Consider the following 20,134-nt stretch of genomic DNA (forward strand, 5'->3'; position numbering starts at 1 on the left):
ATCTAATGTTTAAATAAAAAGCTGTGAAAAATTCCTATACAATTTTCACAGCCATAATATTTTCATTTTTTAATATTTCCATTTTTTCCTCTAGTTCCTTTTCATAAAAAGCTGCTAAAAGAACTCTAGTACCTAAAGGTTTATTATAAAACTCATCTGGCCATATACCTTTTGTCTTCCAGTAATAATACATCATGCCTACCATATGGTCAGAGTTTATGAGTTTTTTATTTCTTCTACCTGCCCTTTACCAAAGCCACTAAGGTCATTTATAGTATTATACAAATGAGATACTTCACCAGGCAATAATAATTTATTTATCAAATCCTTTGGAGTTAAGCATCCATAATATTCTCTAAGTTCTTTAGATTTTAAATTGGGCTCTTTTACTCCTGATAAAAGAACAAATAATTGCATATCGTTATTTTTTATGTCTACTTCGCCATCAGATTTTATGGTAAGAGCATTGTTAGTTGCTTCCTCAATTTCACTGGCATTTAAAGCTTGGCATGTAAATACTACTTTCTCCCCTGCAAGCTCTGATAATCTTTTTATTTCTACTTGTTTTTCTGGTCTAAAAAGTTTATTGGTATCTACTTTTAATAATAAATCTATTGTACTCACTTAATTTCCCCCTTATATTTGGTCTAAATATTCATAGTCTGAAAAAGTAAATGGACACTCTAATTCACCTGGTTTTTCTGATTCCCAGTCAATTAATGTCAAATCGTCAAAAGACACATTTTTTATAGCTATACGCTCTGATCCAAAAGCATCTGGATCGGCTAATTTAGATATAATAGTAAATTTAATATCTCTTCCTTCTTTAATAGCTTCACCTATAAGTTTTCCCATACGACTGCTGATTTTGTTAAGTTTAACTGTACCTTTTCCTGCCCAACCTACAACTTTTGTATCTTCTCCACCATATCCGCAGCGTTTTACTACTTCTTTCTTTATCTCTATTTTTGCCTGAAGTCCAAAAGCTTCTGATACATAATCTCCTTCAAGCCACATTTCTCCAAATGATCCATTAATAACTCTCTTTGTTTCTAACATATATACTTCCCCCTATATAACGAAATTTAAATTTATATCTTCCATAGCATCAGTTATTTTAATTAATCCTTTTAGGAATACTTTATCCTTAGTATTTGCTTCCTTAATTTCTTGTTCATTCATATTATCAACATCGATACCTATAGTCTTAAGATAATTTTTTTGAGTTTCTATATCTATAGAAACCTTATTTTTTCCTAAGTCTAGTAAGTTATCGATTTCTAATGCTTCTAGATAACTTTGAATTGATGACATTAATAAAATCTTATTATCATAGTTATTAGCGTATTTTCCGATAAAATTATCCTCAGCAGTTTTCTTTATATCACTAACTATTAAATCCATCATGTCAACTAATTTTATCTTCTTAAAATCTTCACCTTTATCTGCATTTGTAGTTACTAAACTGTTTACTGCTCTTGCTATTTTTACTTTTTCTCCATCATGTAGAAGTAATAATTTACCGCTATCAATTCCTTCATCAAAGCTTTCTTTAGATAAGTGTGGAACATCTTCCACTTCTGGTAGTGGCTGATAAGTAGCACTTATATTAAGTGGACATCCTGCTAACATACCTGCTATTCTTGAACAATATTCAGAAGCTGTATATAGATTGTTTCCTACTTTAATATTGTCTGTAGCAAAGTTAATAACCCCTTCATTGTCTGCAGCACAATGTGGTAAAACTGCTTTCACTTTTACATCTTTATTACTTCTCATATCTTTTATCCAAGTTGCAATTTTAACAGCATCTTCATTAGTTATAAATGGAACAACTAAATAATCAAATTTTGTTGTTTCTAATAATGTTAATGCTTCTGTATAGCTCTCACTTTCCTCAGGAATTATAAGTGCTATAACCTTTTTAGCTGAATTGACACTTCCCATAAAAGCTAGTTCTATTTGCTTTTTATTATTTTCATTAATAGTTTTTGGTATTTCATCTACTCCGTTTAATCTTTCAACTTGTATTTTCGAAACTTTATCCTTTAATATTAATGCAACGATTCCTCTAGTTCCTCTTTTTATCACTGTTGAAGCAGTGCTTTTAAATGCAATATTAATTTGTGGTAATCCCATAACTATATTCCTCCTCTAAAATGAACTTCATTTATTTTTTGATCTTTTATATTTTCCTCTGCAATAATTTGCTCATAGCTTATATCAACTTTAAAACTAGGTATATCATCCTTTACTTCTAAAGTAAGCTTATTAACCATCACATAACTCTCTTTAACCTTAATAGTAGTGTCAAATAATGAATTAAGCCTATCTACTATTTGAACAAATTCACTATGTGAGTCTTCTTTAGAAAAATATCTTATGTTAAAGGTTGCAGATACTTCCTGTAATGATTTTCTCTTTTTTTTACAAGTTGAATTTACTAATTCTATAAAAAAAGCTAAACTCTCAAAGCCATCTTTATTTTCTACAACTTGAAAATTCTCCTTCTCTAAGGCTTCAGTGATTGCCATTCTTACATTATAAAGATTAATCATATTTAATCTCCTTCCAAGATAAACTTTCTCATTTTCATTCAAGTGCAGCCACTTACTTGTAACATATATAACTTCATAGCTATCACCTCCTTTCAAAAATCAGGACCACCCGTAAAACGGGTGGTTTGCTTTAGCCCTATAAGGGCATATTACTGGCTGTACTGCTCGCACGCCGAACGGTTTGCCAACCGCAAATTTTTACTAACTACCCCTAAAGGGGTTTATTTTATCTGCTCTTCTTTACTGGCTCACCCGTAAACGGGTCAATATATTCTTTTAAACTCAATTGCTCATATGCTATATCTTCTTGTATTTGATTTTTTATATATTCTTCAATTACTTTTTTATTACGCCCAACTGTATCAACATAATATCCCTTGCACCAAAATTGTCTATTTCCATATTTATATTTTAGATTAGCATGTCTATCAAAAATCATAAGAGAACTTTTTCCTTTTAAGTATCCCATAAACTGAGCTATGCTTAATTTAGGTGGAACACTAACTAACATGTGTATATGGTCCTTGCATGCATTTGCTTCTATTATTTCTACACCCTTATGTTCACATAACTTTCTCAATATTACTCCAATATCAACTTTTATCTTTCCATATATTATTTGTCTTCTATACTTAGGTGCAAACACTATGTGATATTTACAATTCCATTTGCTATGTGCTAAACTGTTATTGTTCATTATGAACTCCTCCTTTGTATTTCAAGTATTGGTCGGCAAACCTAATACTTATTTTACTAAAGGAGGATCTTTTTTTATACTCATAGCTAAAAGCTTTTTAGAACCACAGGTATAACCTGTGGTATTCTTTTATACAATAAAAGCTGGCTATTTATAAAATAACCAGCTTTTTAGGCATATACCTTATATATAAAAAGGCACTTAGATTTCTCTAAGCGCCTTAATATAACTTATCACACTATCATTTTACTATTTCTATACTGTACTTACAAGGACATGATTTAGACAAATTCATCAATTGAGTATGGAGAATTGACAATTGACAATTTTGGATACTTCTCCTTTACTGGAGAAGTTTTAAATTTTCTTTAAGTAACACAGTCACTTCTATATAAATATCTATTTAAAGAAACTAATTTGCTAAAATTATTTTAAACTATAATTGTTAATCATCCATTTTCAATTATCCATTGTATGACTGTTTCTTAATGAAAAAGGCACTTAGATTCCTCCAAGTGCCTTAAGATAATTTATCACAATATCATTTTACTATTTCTATACTGTACTTACAAGGACACGATTTAGACAATCTTATTTAATTCAAAATTCACAATGCACAATTATGGATATTTCTCAGTAAACTGAGAAATTTATAACTGATTTATTTTTAAGCTCCCTTATAACTTGTTGTAAATTGAAAAAGGCACTCAGATTTCTCTAAGCGCCTTTAATATAATTTATCACAATATCATTTTACTATTTCTATATGGTACTTACAAGGACATGATTTAGACAAGTTTATTTAATTCAAAATTCACAATGCACAATTCACAATTTTGTATACTTGTTCTTTAAGGAGAAGTTTTAAATTTATTTCTTAAGTGACATCGTTACTTTTATTAAAGTCTTTTAAACTTTTAGTAATGGTTATCTCCCATTTTATGGTTACATTTGTCAATGTTTGCTCAGAATTATACTATATCTCAGGGGAACCCTAAAGGTCTTCACTACTGTTCCCCTGAGGTAAAAAGCTAGCAATGTTATTGCTAGCTAAATTCTATTTAAAGAAATTAATTTGTCAAAATTAATTTTATCTATAATTCTCCATCGTCAATTATCAATTCTCCATTGCCTAAATTTCTAGTTTCAACCCATCTATTCCAAATAATAGTACACTTAATTCTTCAATTGCTCTTTTTCTATCTCTAGATATAGTCTTTTCACTGTATCCTAGTTCTTCTGCCACTTCTTCATAGGTTTTACCTTCCATGTATAAGAGTTCTATTACTTCATATCTTCTTTCAGCACTCTCATCTTTGCTCTTAAGTGCCCTATACTTATAAAAGCCCAATATAGTTTCTATGTGATTTACTATTATTTTTGTTCTAGTATGTGTTCTTTTAATGGAGTTTATATATAAATCTTCTTCAAAACTATCACACTCCATTAATATTTCTATTGGATCTTCATCTTCAATTTGTGAATTAGTATATATTGCATTATTAAAATGTTCTTTTAAATTAATATAATTTCTAAGTAATAAAGCAGTATTTCTTAATCTTCTATCCCTTTTTAATTTAGCGCTTTTTTCTTTTTCCTTTTCTAAAACTACTAATGCTTCTCTTACAGTAATTTGCACACTTTCTTTTATTAACTTTTCCATATCTAATATATCCATCATATCACCACAACCCCTTAGTTATTTATTTCTTATATTTCTAGTTTTTATTAATTGATTTCCTATATATCTTTTTATAGAAGTATTGTTCTTAATATATAATATATATCTTTTTATGGAAGTAATCAATAAGTATGTATCTTTTTATTGAAGCATTTTTCCAAAATATATTTATTTTTCTTCTATTTTCTTGACATATATCCATATTTTAATATATTGTATACTTATATATATCGAAGTATATTTTAGGAGTGAGTTCGGTGTTTAATAAAGAAAGATTAATTAAGATCATGGAAGAAAAGAATATATCTGCATATAAACTCTGGAAGTTATCTGGTGTTGCACAGTCTACTATAAGTGACATTCTTAATAAAGATGATAGAAACCCAACTGCAAAAACTCTTCAAAAGATTGCAGATGCTCTCGACGTATCTGTTGACGAATTCTTCAAATCAGATAATGATAAAAATAGTATTAATAATAAAGTACATAATTCTTCATTGGGATTCTCTACACCAGAAGAAGCTATAAAATTTATATTAGAACAACCAACAATCATGGGCTTTGGTGGCTTTGATATAAACAAAATGAGTGATACTGAAATAATGGATTTCGCCAATGAATTACTCAGGCAATTGCAACTTATAAGCTACAAATATAAAAAATAATGTTATATTTTGAGGCATCTTAGATAAAATAACTACTCAAACTTTCTTATGATATTTTTGTTCATAGAAAAATTAATATTCAACAGATAGGTATATAATAAATATATGACATACTAAATAGTTATTTTTAAGATGCTTTATTAGGGAATTGGAGGGGATACTGTGTCTTGGCTTGATGAATATGTGCTAGGAATAGTTGATCTATACGACACAAATGATATTTATGAGATTTATGATAATTTAGAAATAACAATAATAAAACTAGATAAAAATAACATATTATTAAAAGGCAATGATGCATTATATAATCGGAATCATTTTAATAAGGAAGTAGTTTTTATAAGAAATGATTTGAATATCAATTATGAAAAGTTTATTTTAGCCCATGAACTTGCTCATGCAATTATTCATGTTCATATTACTACAGCTGCCTATAATAACAACCTTATTAATATAGGAAAATTAGAGCGTCAAGCAAACTACTTTGCCTTTAAACTATTAAATATTAATCCCGATCATATTGAACATAATGGTTTCACTATTGAGCAAATTGCTAGTAGCTTAAACCTTCCACTAGATTGTTGTAAACAATTATCTGATAAACTATAATAAAAAATCGTGACTTTGTCACGATTTTTTATTATAAGCAACTTTAAATTTTTCAATTAAGATGATTTTGATATATGTAATAAACTATTTCATCTCTCGTATATAATATATGTTTCTATGACTTATATATTTAATAATATAATTTTTACTACCTTATTTCTGGCACTACTACTTCTTCTGGTTCTTCTACAATTTGATTGAACGCAAAAGCCAATCCTAAAAAAATTATAAATTCCTCTTCTGTTATTGGTAATGCTAATATGTAACTTTCGGAGGATATAGTAGGAAGATATGAGACACTTACGAAATATACTGAAGTTTTTTTGCTTTGAATTGTTGTCTGCTGATTTAACTCATTAATATTGTAATTATTTTTGTACTTTTCTATCCAATATAATAAAATTATAATAAAAAGCCTTTCAGTTATTCCATATTGAATAAATAATGTCACATTATTTATACTAGTCTCTATCTCAGTACCTATTATATACACTATAATATTCTTATCATTTTTTTTATCATTATTGTCATGTTTATTCTTATCTTCTTTTTCCATATAATCACCTTTATCTTTAAATAGTCCTTAAACGTACACTAACAGACTATAGATATTTTAATAATTATAGCTATTTTCATCTCTTTTAAGAATAAAATACGTGATTAATTGCAAATTTATATTCTTAATACTATACTAATTAGTATTTTTAATATTTCTATCTTATTGATATTCTTCTTAAAAACATTCTCATATTATTTTATTATTCAAAATGCATTTTATGATTAAGAAATACTTAACTTTAATCCCGTATGGTTCTTATTTTAAATTTAAAATAATAAGCCATAATAATGCAAAGGACTATTATAAGACTTCTAACATATGGATTATTATTTAATGCAAATGCAATTATTAACATTGTAAAAGCTGTACATAAAATTGATAGTTTATTTTTTAATGTCATAGCTCTTGTTTTTACAAAATCCTCTAAATGATTTTTATATATTTTAGTTGATATAAACCAAGTATGAAATTTATTAGACCCCTTTGCAAAACAATAAGAAGATAAAAGTAAAAATGGAGTTGTAGGCAATATAGGAAGGACAATTCCTACTATCCCAAGTCCTAAAGATAAAAAACCTAATCCAATTAATACATATTTTTTTACTATATTAACATTGATCATAAACTCTTCTCCCTAAATCATTAAAAATATTGAAATTGATTATCATTATAATATCATATTTTTCTATATTTTTATGTGATTCAAATTACATTTTTTATATAAATATAAACTAAAGGACTAATTAATTACAAAATTATAAAAAGGCACTTATAAAAATAAGTACCTTTAATTTCTATTATCCTAATATAAATGCACCAATAGCTATTGCTCCTACAGCCCAACAGTAATAAGCAAAATAGTGGAATTTTTTATTTAAAACTACTTTTTCAAGTAATTTAATTGAGAGAATACCTACAACAGCTGAAACCACTGTTCCAATACCATATTGAAGGAATAGTCCCTCCGTTGCAGCACCAGCTTCTATAATATCTTTACTTTTTAAAAGTAATGCTCCTAATACTGCTGGTATAGACATTAAAAATGAAAAACGAACAGCCATTTCTCTTTTTAATCCTAAAAATAATCCTGTAACTATTGTTGAACCTGAACGAGATATTCCTGGAGTTATTGCTAATCCTTGAACTATTCCAATAACTGTTGCATTTCTAAAGTTTGTTCTCTTCTCATCTTTCTTTCCCTCTCTAATCTTATCAGAAGCATATAGTAATGTTCCTGTTATAAGCAATGCTATACCAACTGGTAGAACTGAACTAAATAGTGATTCAAAGGTATCTTGAAATGCAAATCCTAAAATAGCTGTTGGAATACTTGCAACTATAATTAGTGCAACAAGTTTTCTATAAGGGTTGTCCAAATTAAATTCACCCTTAAATAAGTCTCTTATCATTCCAAAAAATTCAATAATCATCTCTTTTACATCTTTGTGATATACAATAAAAATAGCCACTAATGTACCTAAATGAAGTAATACTTCAAAAGTGTTATTAGGTTCATTTATACCTAATAACTTTCCAAATATAACAAGATGACCAGATGAACTTACTGGTAAGAATTCTGTAGCACCTTGTATTATACCCATAATTATAGCTTTTATAATCGACATTTTTTCACCTCGTTAATCTTTACTTTTAATAAAAACTCCATTAATTATATCATTTTAAAAATATTTTGGTAAGTTTTTTAATTAAAATGTAATCTTTTATTTAAATTATCATAATTTTACTGAATATTTTCTTTTTGGATTAATGTAAATCCTTTTAGGCTATGTATTATAATTGTTATATAATACAGTCCATAATTGTATTTTATTGTTTTTATTGTTAAAATTATAATATTAATTTAATTCATAATTTTTGTAGTAGGTGATGTATTATGAAATATATAGACATGGAAAATTGGACAAGAAAAAGTCATTATAATCATTTTAAAGCACTTGATTATCCTCACTTTAATATTTGTGGAAATATTGATATTACACAATTTTATAAATTTATTAAAGAAAATGAAAATCCATTTTTCCCATCTTTTTTATTTTTTTCTGTTAAAACAGCAAACTATATAAAAGAATTTCGTTATAGAATAAGAGACGATAGAGTTATAGAACATGATGCTGTAAATCCAGCCTTTACTATAATGACTAAGAAAGAAGTATTTAGCTTTTGCACCGTTGAATATGTTGACAATTATAATGAATTTATATTAAATGCAAAAAGAAAAATAGAAGTAGCAAAAAATATGATAAATCTAGAAGATGAACCTGGACGTGATGATTTATTATATATAACTAGTGTTCCTTGGATTTCATTTACAAGTGTAGTCCATCCAGTTCACATGAATCCAGTTGATAGCATTCCAAGAATAGCTTGGGGTAAATTCTTTGAAGAGAATGGAAAAATAAAAATTCCTCTTTCAATTCAAGCTCATCATGCTTTATTAGATGGTGATCATATAGGTAAATATTTTAACTTAATTCAAGACTTATTAAATAATCCTGATAAAATTTTATAAATCTAGTCTATAAGTTAATTAAATTCTCAATCAACAATTCACAATTAAGGAGAAAATTATTTTGATCAAAACTAATTTCTCCCTTAATTGTGAATCTTGAATTGTGCATTATTTTAAATTGTGAATTGTAATATTTAATATATACAGCAAAATAATTACTATTCTTATTCTTCTAATTAAAACTATAACTTTTATAATAAATGTCCTAGGAAATAATTTAATACTTTTATTTTATTCTATATAAAATTCCATCATGTCATCTAATCTTAAACATGCCATTCTTCCACCTTCATAGCAGTTTCCTGTGTCTATGCATATCTTATCTTTATATTTCTCATCAAACCATATCTTATAAGGAATTTCTGAAACTATATCAAAATTCTTATCAATAGATTCTCTAGGGTTATGGCCAAAAATAACTGTGTATCCATCTAATCCTTTATTCTTATAAAAATCTCCTCTAACCCATACTAGCCTATCCTTCTGATTTAGTAATCCCTCCTTTAAAGACATACTAAGCATATCCGCTATCAGTCTATTTGTTTCAAATCCTGCATGAATAAGAATATATTTATCATCTATTATCTTAAAATACTCTAAGGAATCCAAATAAGATAATATTTCTTTTTTCTCATCTCCACATAACTTATTAAATCCATTTAAAGTTGTTTCACAACCATTTTTTCTCCAACGAATTATTTCCTTTTCATCATTATCTCTTAAAGATTTTAACATCATTTCATCATGATTACCCATTATAGAAATTATATTTTTCTTTTCTTTAATAAACTTAATAACCTCTATAGGCTCTGGACCTCTATCTACCAGATCTCCTAATACATATAAAATATCTTCCTCTGAAAAGTTAATTAGCTCCAATAGTTTCTTAAATCTATCCAGTCTTCCATGGATATCACTTACAACGTACTTCATAACCTAACCCCCTATTTGTATACTATTTTGTTTTTATTAAATAATTATATCAGTAACAATTAAATTTATCTCCCTAAACTAATACTGAAATTTTATAAGTATTTTACTGAATTACTTGTAAAGTTACTTTACTCCTCAAATCTTTTAATACCTTAAAATTTAAAAAACTTCACTGCCTTTACAGTGAAGTTTAAAAAATAAATATTTTATTTTTATTTGTTATCTTTAATTGTTAACCGCCAAGAGTTATATCCTGTGTATTATACCAGCTTAAAGCTTCTGAAAAATGCTCTTCTTTAAAATCTGGCCAGTAGTCTTCTATAACGTAAAAATCTGAATAAATAGATTGAACTGGTAGAAAACCGCTTAATCTACGTCTTCCTCCCCAACGTATTATTAAATCAACCCTGGATACATCATAGGATTTGATGGAATTCATAATTTTTTTTCTAGAATTATCACCCATTTTCAAATTTTTCAAATCCCAGTCCCAACCGTAGTTAACTAGAAAGTTAACTTTTATTCCTCCTTTACCAAAGGTTTGTCTCTTGGTATAAGGAAGTAATTCTTTAGGAAACATAGGAGAATCAGTATTGCCAACAACTAACAATGAGGCATCTTCTTTTGAAAGCATCTCAACAGCATTAATACAAGCTTCTGTAAAGGCTTCTCTTTGATTTACTGGCCTTTTTGTGTTGTCAGTAGTAAATCCATAGTATGTTATCTCCTTAACTCCAGCATCTTTACATAATTTAAAAAGCATTAATCCAGGATCTAGACCTAGCGCATATCCTCGTTCTTTAGTCATTCCTTTGTCTACTGCCCATCTTCTATTACCATCTGGAATAATTCCAATATGGTTTGGTATTCTCATAATATACACCTCAAATCCATATAATTATTATTAAGTACTGCTAATCTATTTATACATCTTATTATTACCAAACTTTTCAAAGATTAATCTTATATACACAACAACATTTTAAATCTTAAGTTTATAATTAAATTCTTTTAATGCTCTATATTTTTTGATATACTATTTATATAAAATTGAAATTGATAATTATTCTCTTTAAATATTTTTTATGACTATACAAGATTCTAAAGAGAAAATCTCATCTTTAATTATTAAAATGATGATTGAAAGGATTAAAATTATTATGAAAAATATAAATATAAAAAAATTAACTGATACTAAATTAAAATTAACTAATAATAAAAAAGTTGAAGAACATGTTCATACTGGAGTTTATGAAGGAGAAAGGAAAGATGGGAAAATCCATGGCTATGGTACCTATACTTATACAAATGGAACTAAATATGTAGGCTATTGGAAAGAAAATACTATGCATGGTGAAGGTACTTTAACTTGGGCAAATGGTGAAAAATATATTGGCAGTTGGAAAGATGATGAAAAACATGGCTATGGCATATATACTTGGCCAGATGGTGAAAGTTATGTTGGAAATTGGGTAAATGACTTAAAAACAGGTCATGGTATTTATAGTTGGTCTAATGGAGATACTTATGCTGGAGATTGGTTTGAAGATAATTGTCATGGATATGGAATTGAAACTTTAAACAATGGTGATAAATATATTGGTGAATGGAAGAATAATATGAAAAATGGAAAAGGTATGCACATATCTTCTAATGGCGAAGTTTTTATTGGTGAATTTATAAACGATAAAAAATTATAAAAACAGTTTGTTATAAAAAGCTCCCTTATAAAGTTTATATAAGGGAGCTTTTATCTTCTTATTTACCTTTTTTAAAATTTTTAATTCCTTGTTCTAAGTATTTTATAGTTTTAGATATTCTCTCTTCTCTAGTTGTACTTCGCTTTGCAGTACTAATCCACTCTACATAAAGTTTTTTATTTGAATAAGATAAACTATCAAATAAGTTCTTAGCAGTTGATGATTTATCTAATTCTAATTGTAAATCTTCTGGTATCTCAATAATTCTTTCTTCTTCATCCTTCCATAAAACTACTTTAACAGTATCTCCTGGCCCCTTATTTATTTTTTCTTGTATGCTTTTTAAAATCCCTATACATGGACCACTTCCCATATTTACAAGTGATCCTCTATAAGGTTCTTCATCAAATTCACATTTTATCTTAACCTGTTTTTTAGATCCGAAACATTCCAATAAATCATAAGGAAATAGCACAAATGCTCCCCTATCTGCTTTTTGTATCTCTGCATTGAATGTATACTTCATTACTAAAGCTCCTTAATTTTATTATATTTGTACTGTATTTTTTATTCCCAATCCTTCCATATTTCTGGTTTATATCCTACTGTAGCCATCTTACCATTTCGTACTATTGGTGTCTTATATAATTTAGGATTATTTAATAATAATTCTTCCTTTACACTATCAGTTCTTATATTTTGGAGATTCAATTTGGTATACTCTTTGCTTTTTTCATTTATAAGCTCTCTCAATCCTACTGCTGCTTTAACATTTTGTAGTTCACCTTTACTTAATCCTTTTATATTTAAATCTATAAACTGATATTTTATTTTTCTTTCTTTAAAATATCTTTCTGCCTTTTTTGTATCAAAACATTTATTTATACCAAAAATTTGTATATTCATTTATTTTCCTCCTCTAAAACTTTGCATTTCTAGCTATTTAATTTATAAAAACATATACTAATTTGTATTTTAATATAAATCAATATAATAATTTATTTATATAAACTATTATTCTTCTTATGAAATTTTAAAAGTAATAATTATAATATATCATTTAAATAAAAATAAACAAATACTGTACCTATATCTTATTTATCTAAGAATCAATATTCTATTTCATTTTTACTAATTTATTACTTTTTCTTACTAAGAAATCTTAGAAAATATAATTAAAATAAAAAGCAAAACCTACCTTATTCAAGTAAAGTCTTGCTTTAATCTGTTTATACATTCATTATTTATTTTTTCTTATATCATCTAATCTTTTATTAGTTTTCCTAAATAATTTTTCCATGATGACTTCTTTAAATTTATTACTAGCATTATTATACTTTCTAAATAATTCATCTGGATTATCAAATATTCCTAAATCATCTGTAATAGAAAAACTTTGTATATATGTGCTATTTCCATTCCAACACAAATTTATTTTATCTTTATTTTCTACTGAAATACCATATCCCATATATCCACCATTATATTCACAGAGATTATTTTTTACATTATTTAAATATACCTTATCTATTATTACACCCTCTAATGCTAACCAATTTTCATTAAAATAAACCTCGGTCCACGCGTGTACAATTTTTTTAGGAGCTAACATATACATTATTCCAGTTAATGCTCCCTTTTGCATTCTTTTATCAATTAAAAATCCATGTATTCTACAAGGAATATCTACTGCACGTAATAGTGCCATCAAAAGAATACTTTTTGTATTGCATTGACCATAACCATCTTTTAGCACTTCACTTGCAGTCATTCCATCTTTTTTGTTATATCCAAATTTTATTTCATCTTTCACAAAGTTATATATTGATTTTATTTTTTCTTTTTCATTTAAACTTCTCCAGCCCCTGTTTCCAATTAAATCTTGAATTTCTACTGAATTATAGTTTAATAATCTTGTTTCTTTAAGATATCTATTCATATTCATCCCCCTTTTGCTCTTTCTTAAATTATAAGGGAATTAATAATTATTTACTTGCAAATATCTGCTGTTTTTCTTAATAGCACTTGGTATCATACCTAGCTTCTCCTTACACACATTGGTTAAATGGGATGAACTATAGAATCCCGCTTCAAGGGCTGATGTGGTAATACTTTGTCCTTCAAAAATTAGTTTAAAAGCTTTTCTAACTTTATAATTTAATATATAACTACTAATAGAAATTCCTATATTTTCTTTAAATAAGTGAGACAATCGGCTTTCAGACAAAAATACACTTTTACTTAAGCTTTCTAAGGATACTTCTGTTAAATTATTATTAGCAATATACTTTAAAACTTTATCTACTCTTTCATCTAATAGATGATTAATTGTATAATTTTCTAAAGAAAGAATTGAATAAATTTCTGAAATAAATTTATTGTATTTAGCTTTATTATCAATGGCTATATGTTTCTCTTTAACTAATTCTCTAATAGCCTCTGTTGCATCTTCAGGTATAATGTAAAAGTCTTTATTTTTCATGTACATTCTCTTTATCTTTTCACCAAATATTGATTCAGGATTAATTAAAAAATATATCTGCCAACCATCTTTACCAAATAATTCATGAGATACATTGGAGTTAATAATAATACCACTTTCATTAATTATATTGTTTTTTATTTTTACAGAAAACTTTTCTTCTATACTTACTGTAATCTGAATAGAATTATGAATATGCAAACTTGCATCTATTTTATTTGTAATAAAACTTATATGATCATCCGAATAAAAAATATAAATATTTTCTTTCATTTGAGCACCTCATAAAATTTTTAATCTATAATTATCATCATTATATCATTTTTAACCTTTTAAATTCCTTATAAACAAAAGAATATGTCCCTAAAATTTGTGACTTTGTCACTACATCTAAGGACATAGAATCTTTAAAGATTAAGGATTAATAATTAAAAATGAAGGATTTAGGAAGAAATTCACTCTTAGTGAATTTCTTAAAATAGAACTTATTCTAAAAAAACTCCAAAGGCTTTGACTGTGGAGTTTTAACTATAATTATTCATCTTTCATTCTTAATTTTTAATTCATAAATAGGAATCTTTATTATGGAAATTAAAATGGTGTAAGAGTTAAGTTTATATTTAAGTTCACTATATCACTCTATAACTAACTTACATATTTACTTTTGAATTGCTTCTTCCATTCTTATAACTTTTCTTTGCCAATGATTTTTTCTATAAATCAAAAATCCATAAACACATACTATTAAATTGCTAAAGCTCATAGAAAACCATATTCCTGAAGATCCAACATTGGTAAAATGTTTAAATATCAATATCATAGGTAATCTTACAAACCATAGACGGCCAATTTCCATTGCCATAGAGTATTTAGTGTGTCCTGATCCCTGAAATATTCCTTGAAATACACTAAAAATCCCCATAAGTGGCATTGAAGCTGAAATATAACGCAAATATACAATTCCTTGAGAAATTACTTCGACATCATCTTTTGACTGCATAAAAAAGTTTATAATTTGTTTATCCGCTAATATCATTAAAATACATCCCACTATAGAAAATGAAATGGTAAGTTTTAAAGATTTTCCAAAGGCTTCTTTCACTCTATCTATTTTATCTGCCCCTAAATTTTGTCCAACAATAGATGTTAGGGCTGCTCCAATACCCATAGCTGGCTGCATTACTAAAGAAGTAATTCTATTAACCATACCAAAGGCTGCTAGTGTTGCAGTTCCATAAGATACTATAAATCCATTAAGAACTATAAACCCTAAAGCTGAACCTGACTGCCCTATTGAGGAAGGCAATGCAACATTTATAATTTTTCTTATTATCTTCCTATCAAATTTAAAACTCTTAAAACATGGTCTAATCATTGTGGACGAATTTATTAATATATATATACTTGCCATAGCAAGTAATACTTTTGATAGTAAAGTTGCAATAGCTGCTCCAGCAATGCCCATTTTAAATGTAAATATGAAAATAGGGTCTAATATTACATTAAGTATAGCACTAATACCACTAAGTATTGTTGGAGTTAAGGTATTCCCTTGGGAATTCATAATAGAATTAAAGTTGAAAAATAAAAAAGTAAATGGCATATCTAAAAAGGTAATCCTAAGATAAATATTACTATAGTCAGCTAAATCACCAGTAGCACCCATTAACTTAATAACAACTGGACTTATAATATATCCTATAATAGCAAAAAAAATAGAACTTATTAAAGATATCACAACAAGCTGACTCGAATATTTGTTGGCTTCCTCATATCTTGATGCTCCTATTAATTGAGATAATATAGATGTACCTGCAATTGAAAGCCCCATGCCTAAAGATATAAATAAAAAGTTTACTGGCCACACAAAAGAAGTAGCAGCAAACTCAACTGAGCCAATCTTACTTACCCAAACCCCATCAGCTAAATTATAAAGTGTTTGAATCAAATTATTTATCATAATTGGTAAAGACAGTGTAATAATTACTCTATACAATTCACCGCTAAGTATAAGATTTTTTCTCTTTTCTCCCTTCATTAATCCCACCCCAATATCATTTATTCACAATTCGTAATACATAGATTATATCATCAAATAATATCAGTTTAAACTTAAACTTTTAATGCTCTATATTATATGAATATGAATCATCATGTCAAAATATTTTACTATACCTCTACTAATACATAAGCAAATGAATAGCTAGTGAAAAATAAAAAGGATATTTTATGTAATGCAGCATCTGCAAAACTAATTTATAGCATAACTATAAATCCATTCTAATGCTTTATATGACACAAAATATCCTACTATATTGATTGTTATTTATTTTTAAATAGTTAAAGTTTATTGTGGAAACTTTACAATAACTTTAAAAAGATCTCCATCAATTTCTATATCTAAAGTTCCACCTTGTATATCTACAATGCTTTTAGCAATAGCTAGTCCTAAACCAGAACCCTCTGTATTTCTAGATTTATCACCTCGTTTGAATCTTTCAAATATCTCATTTGGTTCAAAATCTAGTTCATAGTTTGAAATATTCTTTATAATAAAAACTGCCTTATTATCTTTTTCTTCTAAAGAAAGATATACCCTAGTATTATCTTCAGAATATTTCAGAGCATTATTAATTAAATTATCAAAAACTCTCCAGGTTTTCATCCCATCTAAATATGCATAAATATTTTGTTTTTCTATATTTAGCTTAAAACCGATAGAAGAATTTTTAATTTTCTCATCATATTCTCCCAATGCTTGTTTTAATAGTGCTACCAAATCTACCTTTTGCAGAGACAGTTCAATATCACCACTAGACATTTTAGATGCTTCAAATAAATCTTCAATTAAAGTCTTTAATCTTTGAGACTTTTTCTCTAGTATCTCAACATATTTTTTAATATCATCTTTAGAAAGATTTTCATTTCTTAGCAAATCTATATAGTTAACTATAGATGTAAGTGGAGTTTTAAGGTCATGAGATACATTGGTAATAAGTTCTGATTTTAATCGTTCACTTTTCATCTGGTTATCTACGGCTATTTTAGAACTAGCCTTTATATTATTTATATTATGAGCTAATTTCTCAAGACCACTTTTTCCTTTACCTTTTACTTCTATTGTATAGTCGAAATTACCAGATAAAATTTCTTCTGTTCCTTTATTAATTCTATTAAAAAGTGCCATTTTTTCTAAAACATACGGAACTATAACAAGTAAATATATAATGTCATAGATACTGCATAAAATAATCTCTTCAATACTACGATGAAATATTAATATGGTGCTCATAATGAACCCTATGGTAAGTATATTTATAAAGAAAAGCTTAAAAAGAAATCCTTTATAAATACTAAATCCTTTCATAATAACTTTGAATTTGTAAATTAAACTATTACTCCATTGATTTTTAAGTTCCTCTTTATTTCTTTTAATTGTAATTAACTCTTTTATGCTTAAATAGGCATAAAAGATATACACAGCTATAAGTGTTAACTTTCCAATATGCTCAATACCCAATGGAAGATAAAAAAATTCTGTATTAGATATGTATATTAGTATAAGCCAAGAATAAATAATAAATATAATACTTCTTATATCCAATGGTATTTTCTTGAATAAATTTCTTATTTTGATTAAGAATAAAGGAATGCTTATTCTATTTCTATATAAATAAAATGATGCAATAATAATTAATATAAATGTTATTATAAATATGCAAACTTCTATATATATCCTTTCTCCTATTGAAGAATAATACTTATAATCTTTGTATAACTGATTATTTTCACTCATAGTTTTAGAAGCTATAAAATATCCATCCCAATTAAGTTCCCTAATTTCGTTACCAATATAGGCTGTAAAATAACTTTTATAATTATCCTCTGGATACTTTACGCTATATAGAGCTTCTTCTTCTATATATTTTTCTATATCTATATCCTTTTCTATATTAGTATATATTTCATCATTATTTTTATTTTTAAAATAGTACTTAATGAAATTTTCTTTGTTTAATATTTTTTCCTTTAAAATAGGGTATTCTTTATCTTTTTCTTCTATTGCTTTTTTTCTAATTCTCTCTTCTGCTTTACTTTTATCTTCTTTATTATTTTCTATATCACTAATTTTTTTATCTCTTTCTGCTACAAGAGCATTAAGTTTTGGAAGATCTAAATTGTAATAATTTTCATCAATTTCTTCACTATATTCATCTCTAATAGCATCAACTTTTTTTTGTTTTTCTTCTTTATCTTTTTTTATTTGAAACTTCATTTCCTCCTGTGATATCTTCTCTCTATCAGTTTTTTTCTCATAATCATTAAAGTATAAATAATATTTCTTTATATCATTAAATTTATTATTTAAAGCATTTTCAAAATTATTAGAAGTAAAAAAAGCATCTTTATTTAGAAAACTCCTTTGATTTTTAATGTCCATACCTGTTAAAACTGCAAATGCAATCAAATAAATAGCTATTATGAAAGTTATTATATATATAATTTTACTTTTCGATTTTATATCCAATTCCCCACACCACCTTTAAATATTTCGGATCTTTGGGATTTATCTCAATTTTTTCCCTTATCCTCCTTATATGCACTGCTACAGTATTTTCAGAGTTATAACTACTCTCTCTCCATACCTTTTCATAAATTTCATCAATAGAAAATACTCTCCCTTTATTCTCCATAAGTAATTCTAATATTTTATATTCAAGAGGAGTCATGCGAGCTTCTTCACCATCAATAGTTATAGATTTTGTACTTTTATTCAGTATTAGCCCTCTTACTATAATCACATCATCATTTCCTTTAAAATTACCAAGGCTTGTATATCTTCTTAATTGAGATTTCACTCTTGCAACTAATTCTAAAGGATTGAAAGGTTTTGTAATATAATCATCTGCTCCAATATTAAGTCCTAATATTTTATCTGTATCCTCAGATTTTGCTGAAAGCATAATTATAGGAATATTTTTACTTTCCCTAATTTTAAAAGTTGCCTTTATTCCATCCATTCTTGGCATCATAATATCCATTAATATAAGATGAATTTCTTCTTTATCCAAAATATTTAGCGCCTCAATTCCATCCATTGCCTTAAAAACATTTATACCTTCATTTTTTAAATAAATTTCAATAGCATCTCTAATTTCTTTATCATCATCAACTGCTAAAACACTATATTTAGTCATGTATCTATCCCTCCATTTATCTTTAATTTATTATATCATCTCCATATTCATTCATCTCCTCTTTACTAATACTACAGCACTATTGTACAAAGGATTTTTTACAAAACAGTTAGCATATTTCTTAAGAATTTCTTAAGAAATATACTTTTAACTATTAAACTATTAATAATCATAAAAAACAGCTTAAATATAAAAAAGTAACAGAACTTTATCTGCTACCTCGGTATTCTAAATATTTTTTATTTGTTCTTTAAGAAATACTTCCAATTTTAAATATTGAATCTATCTATAAAACATTTTATCGTATTTCTTATAAATTATCTGCTTTATAAAATATTATAAATTTTTTCTTCTAAGATTAATAGTACAAAAGTAGCTTCTTACTCTAAAAGCAGAAAAAACTTCAACTATTTTAAAATATGTACATTTAAAATAGTTGAAATTTTCTTTGTTTTAAGGTTTTATGCATATAAACTATAGGATTTTTAATCAAAATTTAGCTTATACATCATTTTAACTTTT

At 26.6% G+C, this 20,134-nt stretch carries 23 protein-coding genes; 4 read left to right on the plus strand and 19 right to left on the minus strand.

The window, feature by feature from the left end; genetic code table 11:
• Positions 1 to 34: 34 nt before the first annotated feature.
• The 7 genes from ACY1IQ_RS03310 to ACY1IQ_RS03340 all read right to left on the minus strand — a co-directional run bounded on the left by ACY1IQ_RS03310 (position 35) and on the right by ACY1IQ_RS03340 (position 4,936).
• On the minus strand, positions 35 to 205 hold the full coding sequence (locus tag ACY1IQ_RS03310; protein WP_454054574.1) for a hypothetical protein: 171 nt from the start codon (positions 203 to 205) through the stop codon (positions 35 to 37).
• An 11-nt stretch (positions 206 to 216) separates the two neighbouring features.
• A complete protein-coding gene (locus ACY1IQ_RS03315; protein WP_039637069.1) occupies positions 217 to 624 on the minus strand; it encodes a phage tail assembly chaperone in 408 nt (135 codons plus the stop codon).
• Positions 625 to 636: 12 nt separating this feature from the next.
• The gene (locus tag ACY1IQ_RS03320; RefSeq protein ID WP_461612629.1) at positions 637 to 1,059 is read right to left on the minus strand and encodes a phage tail tube protein; all 423 of its coding nucleotides are present in this window, start codon (positions 1,057 to 1,059) and stop codon (positions 637 to 639) included.
• A 12-nt stretch (positions 1,060 to 1,071) separates the two neighbouring features.
• Positions 1,072 to 2,139, minus strand: a complete 1,068-nt coding sequence (locus tag ACY1IQ_RS03325) for a phage tail sheath subtilisin-like domain-containing protein (RefSeq protein ID WP_461612630.1) — start codon at positions 2,137 to 2,139, stop codon at positions 1,072 to 1,074.
• A gap of 2 nt (positions 2,140 to 2,141) precedes the next feature.
• A complete protein-coding gene (locus ACY1IQ_RS03330; RefSeq protein ID WP_461612631.1) occupies positions 2,142 to 2,654 on the minus strand; it encodes a phage tail terminator family protein in 513 nt (170 codons plus the stop codon).
• 130 nt (positions 2,655 to 2,784) lie between these two features.
• On the minus strand, positions 2,785 to 3,255 hold the full coding sequence (tnpA, locus tag ACY1IQ_RS03335; RefSeq protein WP_461612632.1) for an IS200/IS605 family transposase: 471 nt from the start codon (positions 3,253 to 3,255) through the stop codon (positions 2,785 to 2,787).
• Positions 3,256 to 4,387: 1,132 nt separating this feature from the next.
• A complete protein-coding gene (locus tag ACY1IQ_RS03340; protein WP_461612633.1) occupies positions 4,388 to 4,936 on the minus strand; it encodes a sigma factor-like helix-turn-helix DNA-binding protein in 549 nt (182 codons plus the stop codon).
• Positions 4,937 to 5,193: 257 nt separating this feature from the next.
• Here ACY1IQ_RS03340 and ACY1IQ_RS03345 point away from each other — a divergent pair, with 257 nt between their 5' ends.
• Both ACY1IQ_RS03345 and ACY1IQ_RS03350 read left to right on the plus strand, forming a co-directional pair.
• Entirely contained in the window at positions 5,194 to 5,601 is a 408-nt protein-coding gene (locus ACY1IQ_RS03345; protein ID WP_461612843.1) for a helix-turn-helix domain-containing protein, read from the plus strand.
• Positions 5,602 to 5,763: 162 nt separating this feature from the next.
• Positions 5,764 to 6,210 carry an ImmA/IrrE family metallo-endopeptidase gene (locus tag ACY1IQ_RS03350; RefSeq protein ID WP_291559423.1) on the plus strand — a complete coding sequence of 149 codons (447 nt, stop codon included), beginning with the start codon at positions 5,764 to 5,766 and terminating at the stop codon, positions 6,208 to 6,210.
• A gap of 148 nt (positions 6,211 to 6,358) precedes the next feature.
• On the opposite strand, the gene ACY1IQ_RS03355 is transcribed toward ACY1IQ_RS03350, so the two are convergent.
• From ACY1IQ_RS03355 to uppP, 3 genes are all read right to left on the minus strand, one after another.
• Complete coding sequence (locus tag ACY1IQ_RS03355) at positions 6,359 to 6,766, minus strand: hypothetical protein (protein WP_461612634.1); 408 nt, start codon at positions 6,764 to 6,766, stop codon at positions 6,359 to 6,361.
• Between the two features lie 241 nt (positions 6,767 to 7,007).
• Positions 7,008 to 7,391 (minus strand): YbaN family protein, encoded by a 384-nt coding sequence (locus tag ACY1IQ_RS03360; protein ID WP_461612635.1) that lies wholly within the window; start codon positions 7,389 to 7,391, stop codon positions 7,008 to 7,010.
• Between the two features lie 175 nt (positions 7,392 to 7,566).
• Complete coding sequence (gene uppP, locus ACY1IQ_RS03365) at positions 7,567 to 8,394, minus strand: undecaprenyl-diphosphatase UppP (protein ID WP_461612636.1); 828 nt, start codon at positions 8,392 to 8,394, stop codon at positions 7,567 to 7,569.
• A 269-nt stretch (positions 8,395 to 8,663) separates the two neighbouring features.
• Here uppP and ACY1IQ_RS03370 point away from each other — a divergent pair, with 269 nt between their 5' ends.
• Positions 8,664 to 9,299 carry a CatA-like O-acetyltransferase gene (locus ACY1IQ_RS03370; protein ID WP_461612637.1) on the plus strand — a complete coding sequence of 212 codons (636 nt, stop codon included), beginning with the start codon at positions 8,664 to 8,666 and terminating at the stop codon, positions 9,297 to 9,299.
• 231 nt (positions 9,300 to 9,530) lie between these two features.
• Here the strand turns inward: ACY1IQ_RS03370 and ACY1IQ_RS03375 are convergent, their stop codons facing one another.
• Positions 9,531 to 10,232, minus strand: coding sequence for a metallophosphoesterase family protein (locus ACY1IQ_RS03375; protein ID WP_461612638.1), 702 nt, complete (start codon positions 10,230 to 10,232; stop codon positions 9,531 to 9,533).
• Positions 10,233 to 10,464: 232 nt separating this feature from the next.
• Positions 10,465 to 11,106: an undecaprenyl diphosphate synthase family protein gene (locus tag ACY1IQ_RS03380; RefSeq protein ID WP_461612639.1), complete on the minus strand. Its 642-nt coding sequence runs from the start codon at positions 11,104 to 11,106 to the stop codon at positions 10,465 to 10,467.
• A gap of 211 nt (positions 11,107 to 11,317) precedes the next feature.
• Between ACY1IQ_RS03380 and ACY1IQ_RS03385 the strand changes: the two genes are divergently transcribed.
• Positions 11,318 to 11,932 (plus strand): MORN repeat-containing protein, encoded by a 615-nt coding sequence (locus tag ACY1IQ_RS03385; protein WP_461612640.1) that lies wholly within the window; start codon positions 11,318 to 11,320, stop codon positions 11,930 to 11,932.
• A gap of 58 nt (positions 11,933 to 11,990) precedes the next feature.
• On the opposite strand, the gene ACY1IQ_RS03390 is transcribed toward ACY1IQ_RS03385, so the two are convergent.
• The 7 genes from ACY1IQ_RS03390 to ACY1IQ_RS03420 form a co-directional block, all read right to left on the minus strand.
• On the minus strand, positions 11,991 to 12,458 hold the full coding sequence (locus tag ACY1IQ_RS03390; protein ID WP_461612641.1) for a YdeI/OmpD-associated family protein: 468 nt from the start codon (positions 12,456 to 12,458) through the stop codon (positions 11,991 to 11,993).
• Positions 12,459 to 12,499: 41 nt separating this feature from the next.
• A complete protein-coding gene (locus ACY1IQ_RS03395; protein ID WP_461612642.1) occupies positions 12,500 to 12,838 on the minus strand; it encodes an arsenate reductase family protein in 339 nt (112 codons plus the stop codon).
• Between the two features lie 334 nt (positions 12,839 to 13,172).
• A complete protein-coding gene (locus tag ACY1IQ_RS03400; protein ID WP_461612643.1) occupies positions 13,173 to 13,871 on the minus strand; it encodes a transglutaminase-like domain-containing protein in 699 nt (232 codons plus the stop codon).
• 39 nt (positions 13,872 to 13,910) lie between these two features.
• A complete protein-coding gene (locus ACY1IQ_RS03405) occupies positions 13,911 to 14,687 on the minus strand; it encodes a helix-turn-helix domain-containing protein (protein ID WP_461612644.1) in 777 nt (258 codons plus the stop codon).
• A 385-nt stretch (positions 14,688 to 15,072) separates the two neighbouring features.
• A complete protein-coding gene (locus ACY1IQ_RS03410; RefSeq protein WP_461612645.1) occupies positions 15,073 to 16,452 on the minus strand; it encodes an MATE family efflux transporter in 1,380 nt (459 codons plus the stop codon).
• Between the two features lie 309 nt (positions 16,453 to 16,761).
• A complete protein-coding gene (locus ACY1IQ_RS03415) occupies positions 16,762 to 18,942 on the minus strand; it encodes a sensor histidine kinase (protein ID WP_461612646.1) in 2,181 nt (726 codons plus the stop codon).
• Positions 18,920 to 19,612, minus strand: a complete 693-nt coding sequence (locus tag ACY1IQ_RS03420; protein ID WP_461612647.1) for a response regulator transcription factor — start codon at positions 19,610 to 19,612, stop codon at positions 18,920 to 18,922. The genes ACY1IQ_RS03415 and ACY1IQ_RS03420 overlap by 23 nt, the downstream gene beginning before the upstream one ends.
• Between the last annotated feature and the right edge of the window lie 522 nt (positions 19,613 to 20,134).

The organism is Clostridium sp. Marseille-QA1073, from assembly GCF_054863625.1.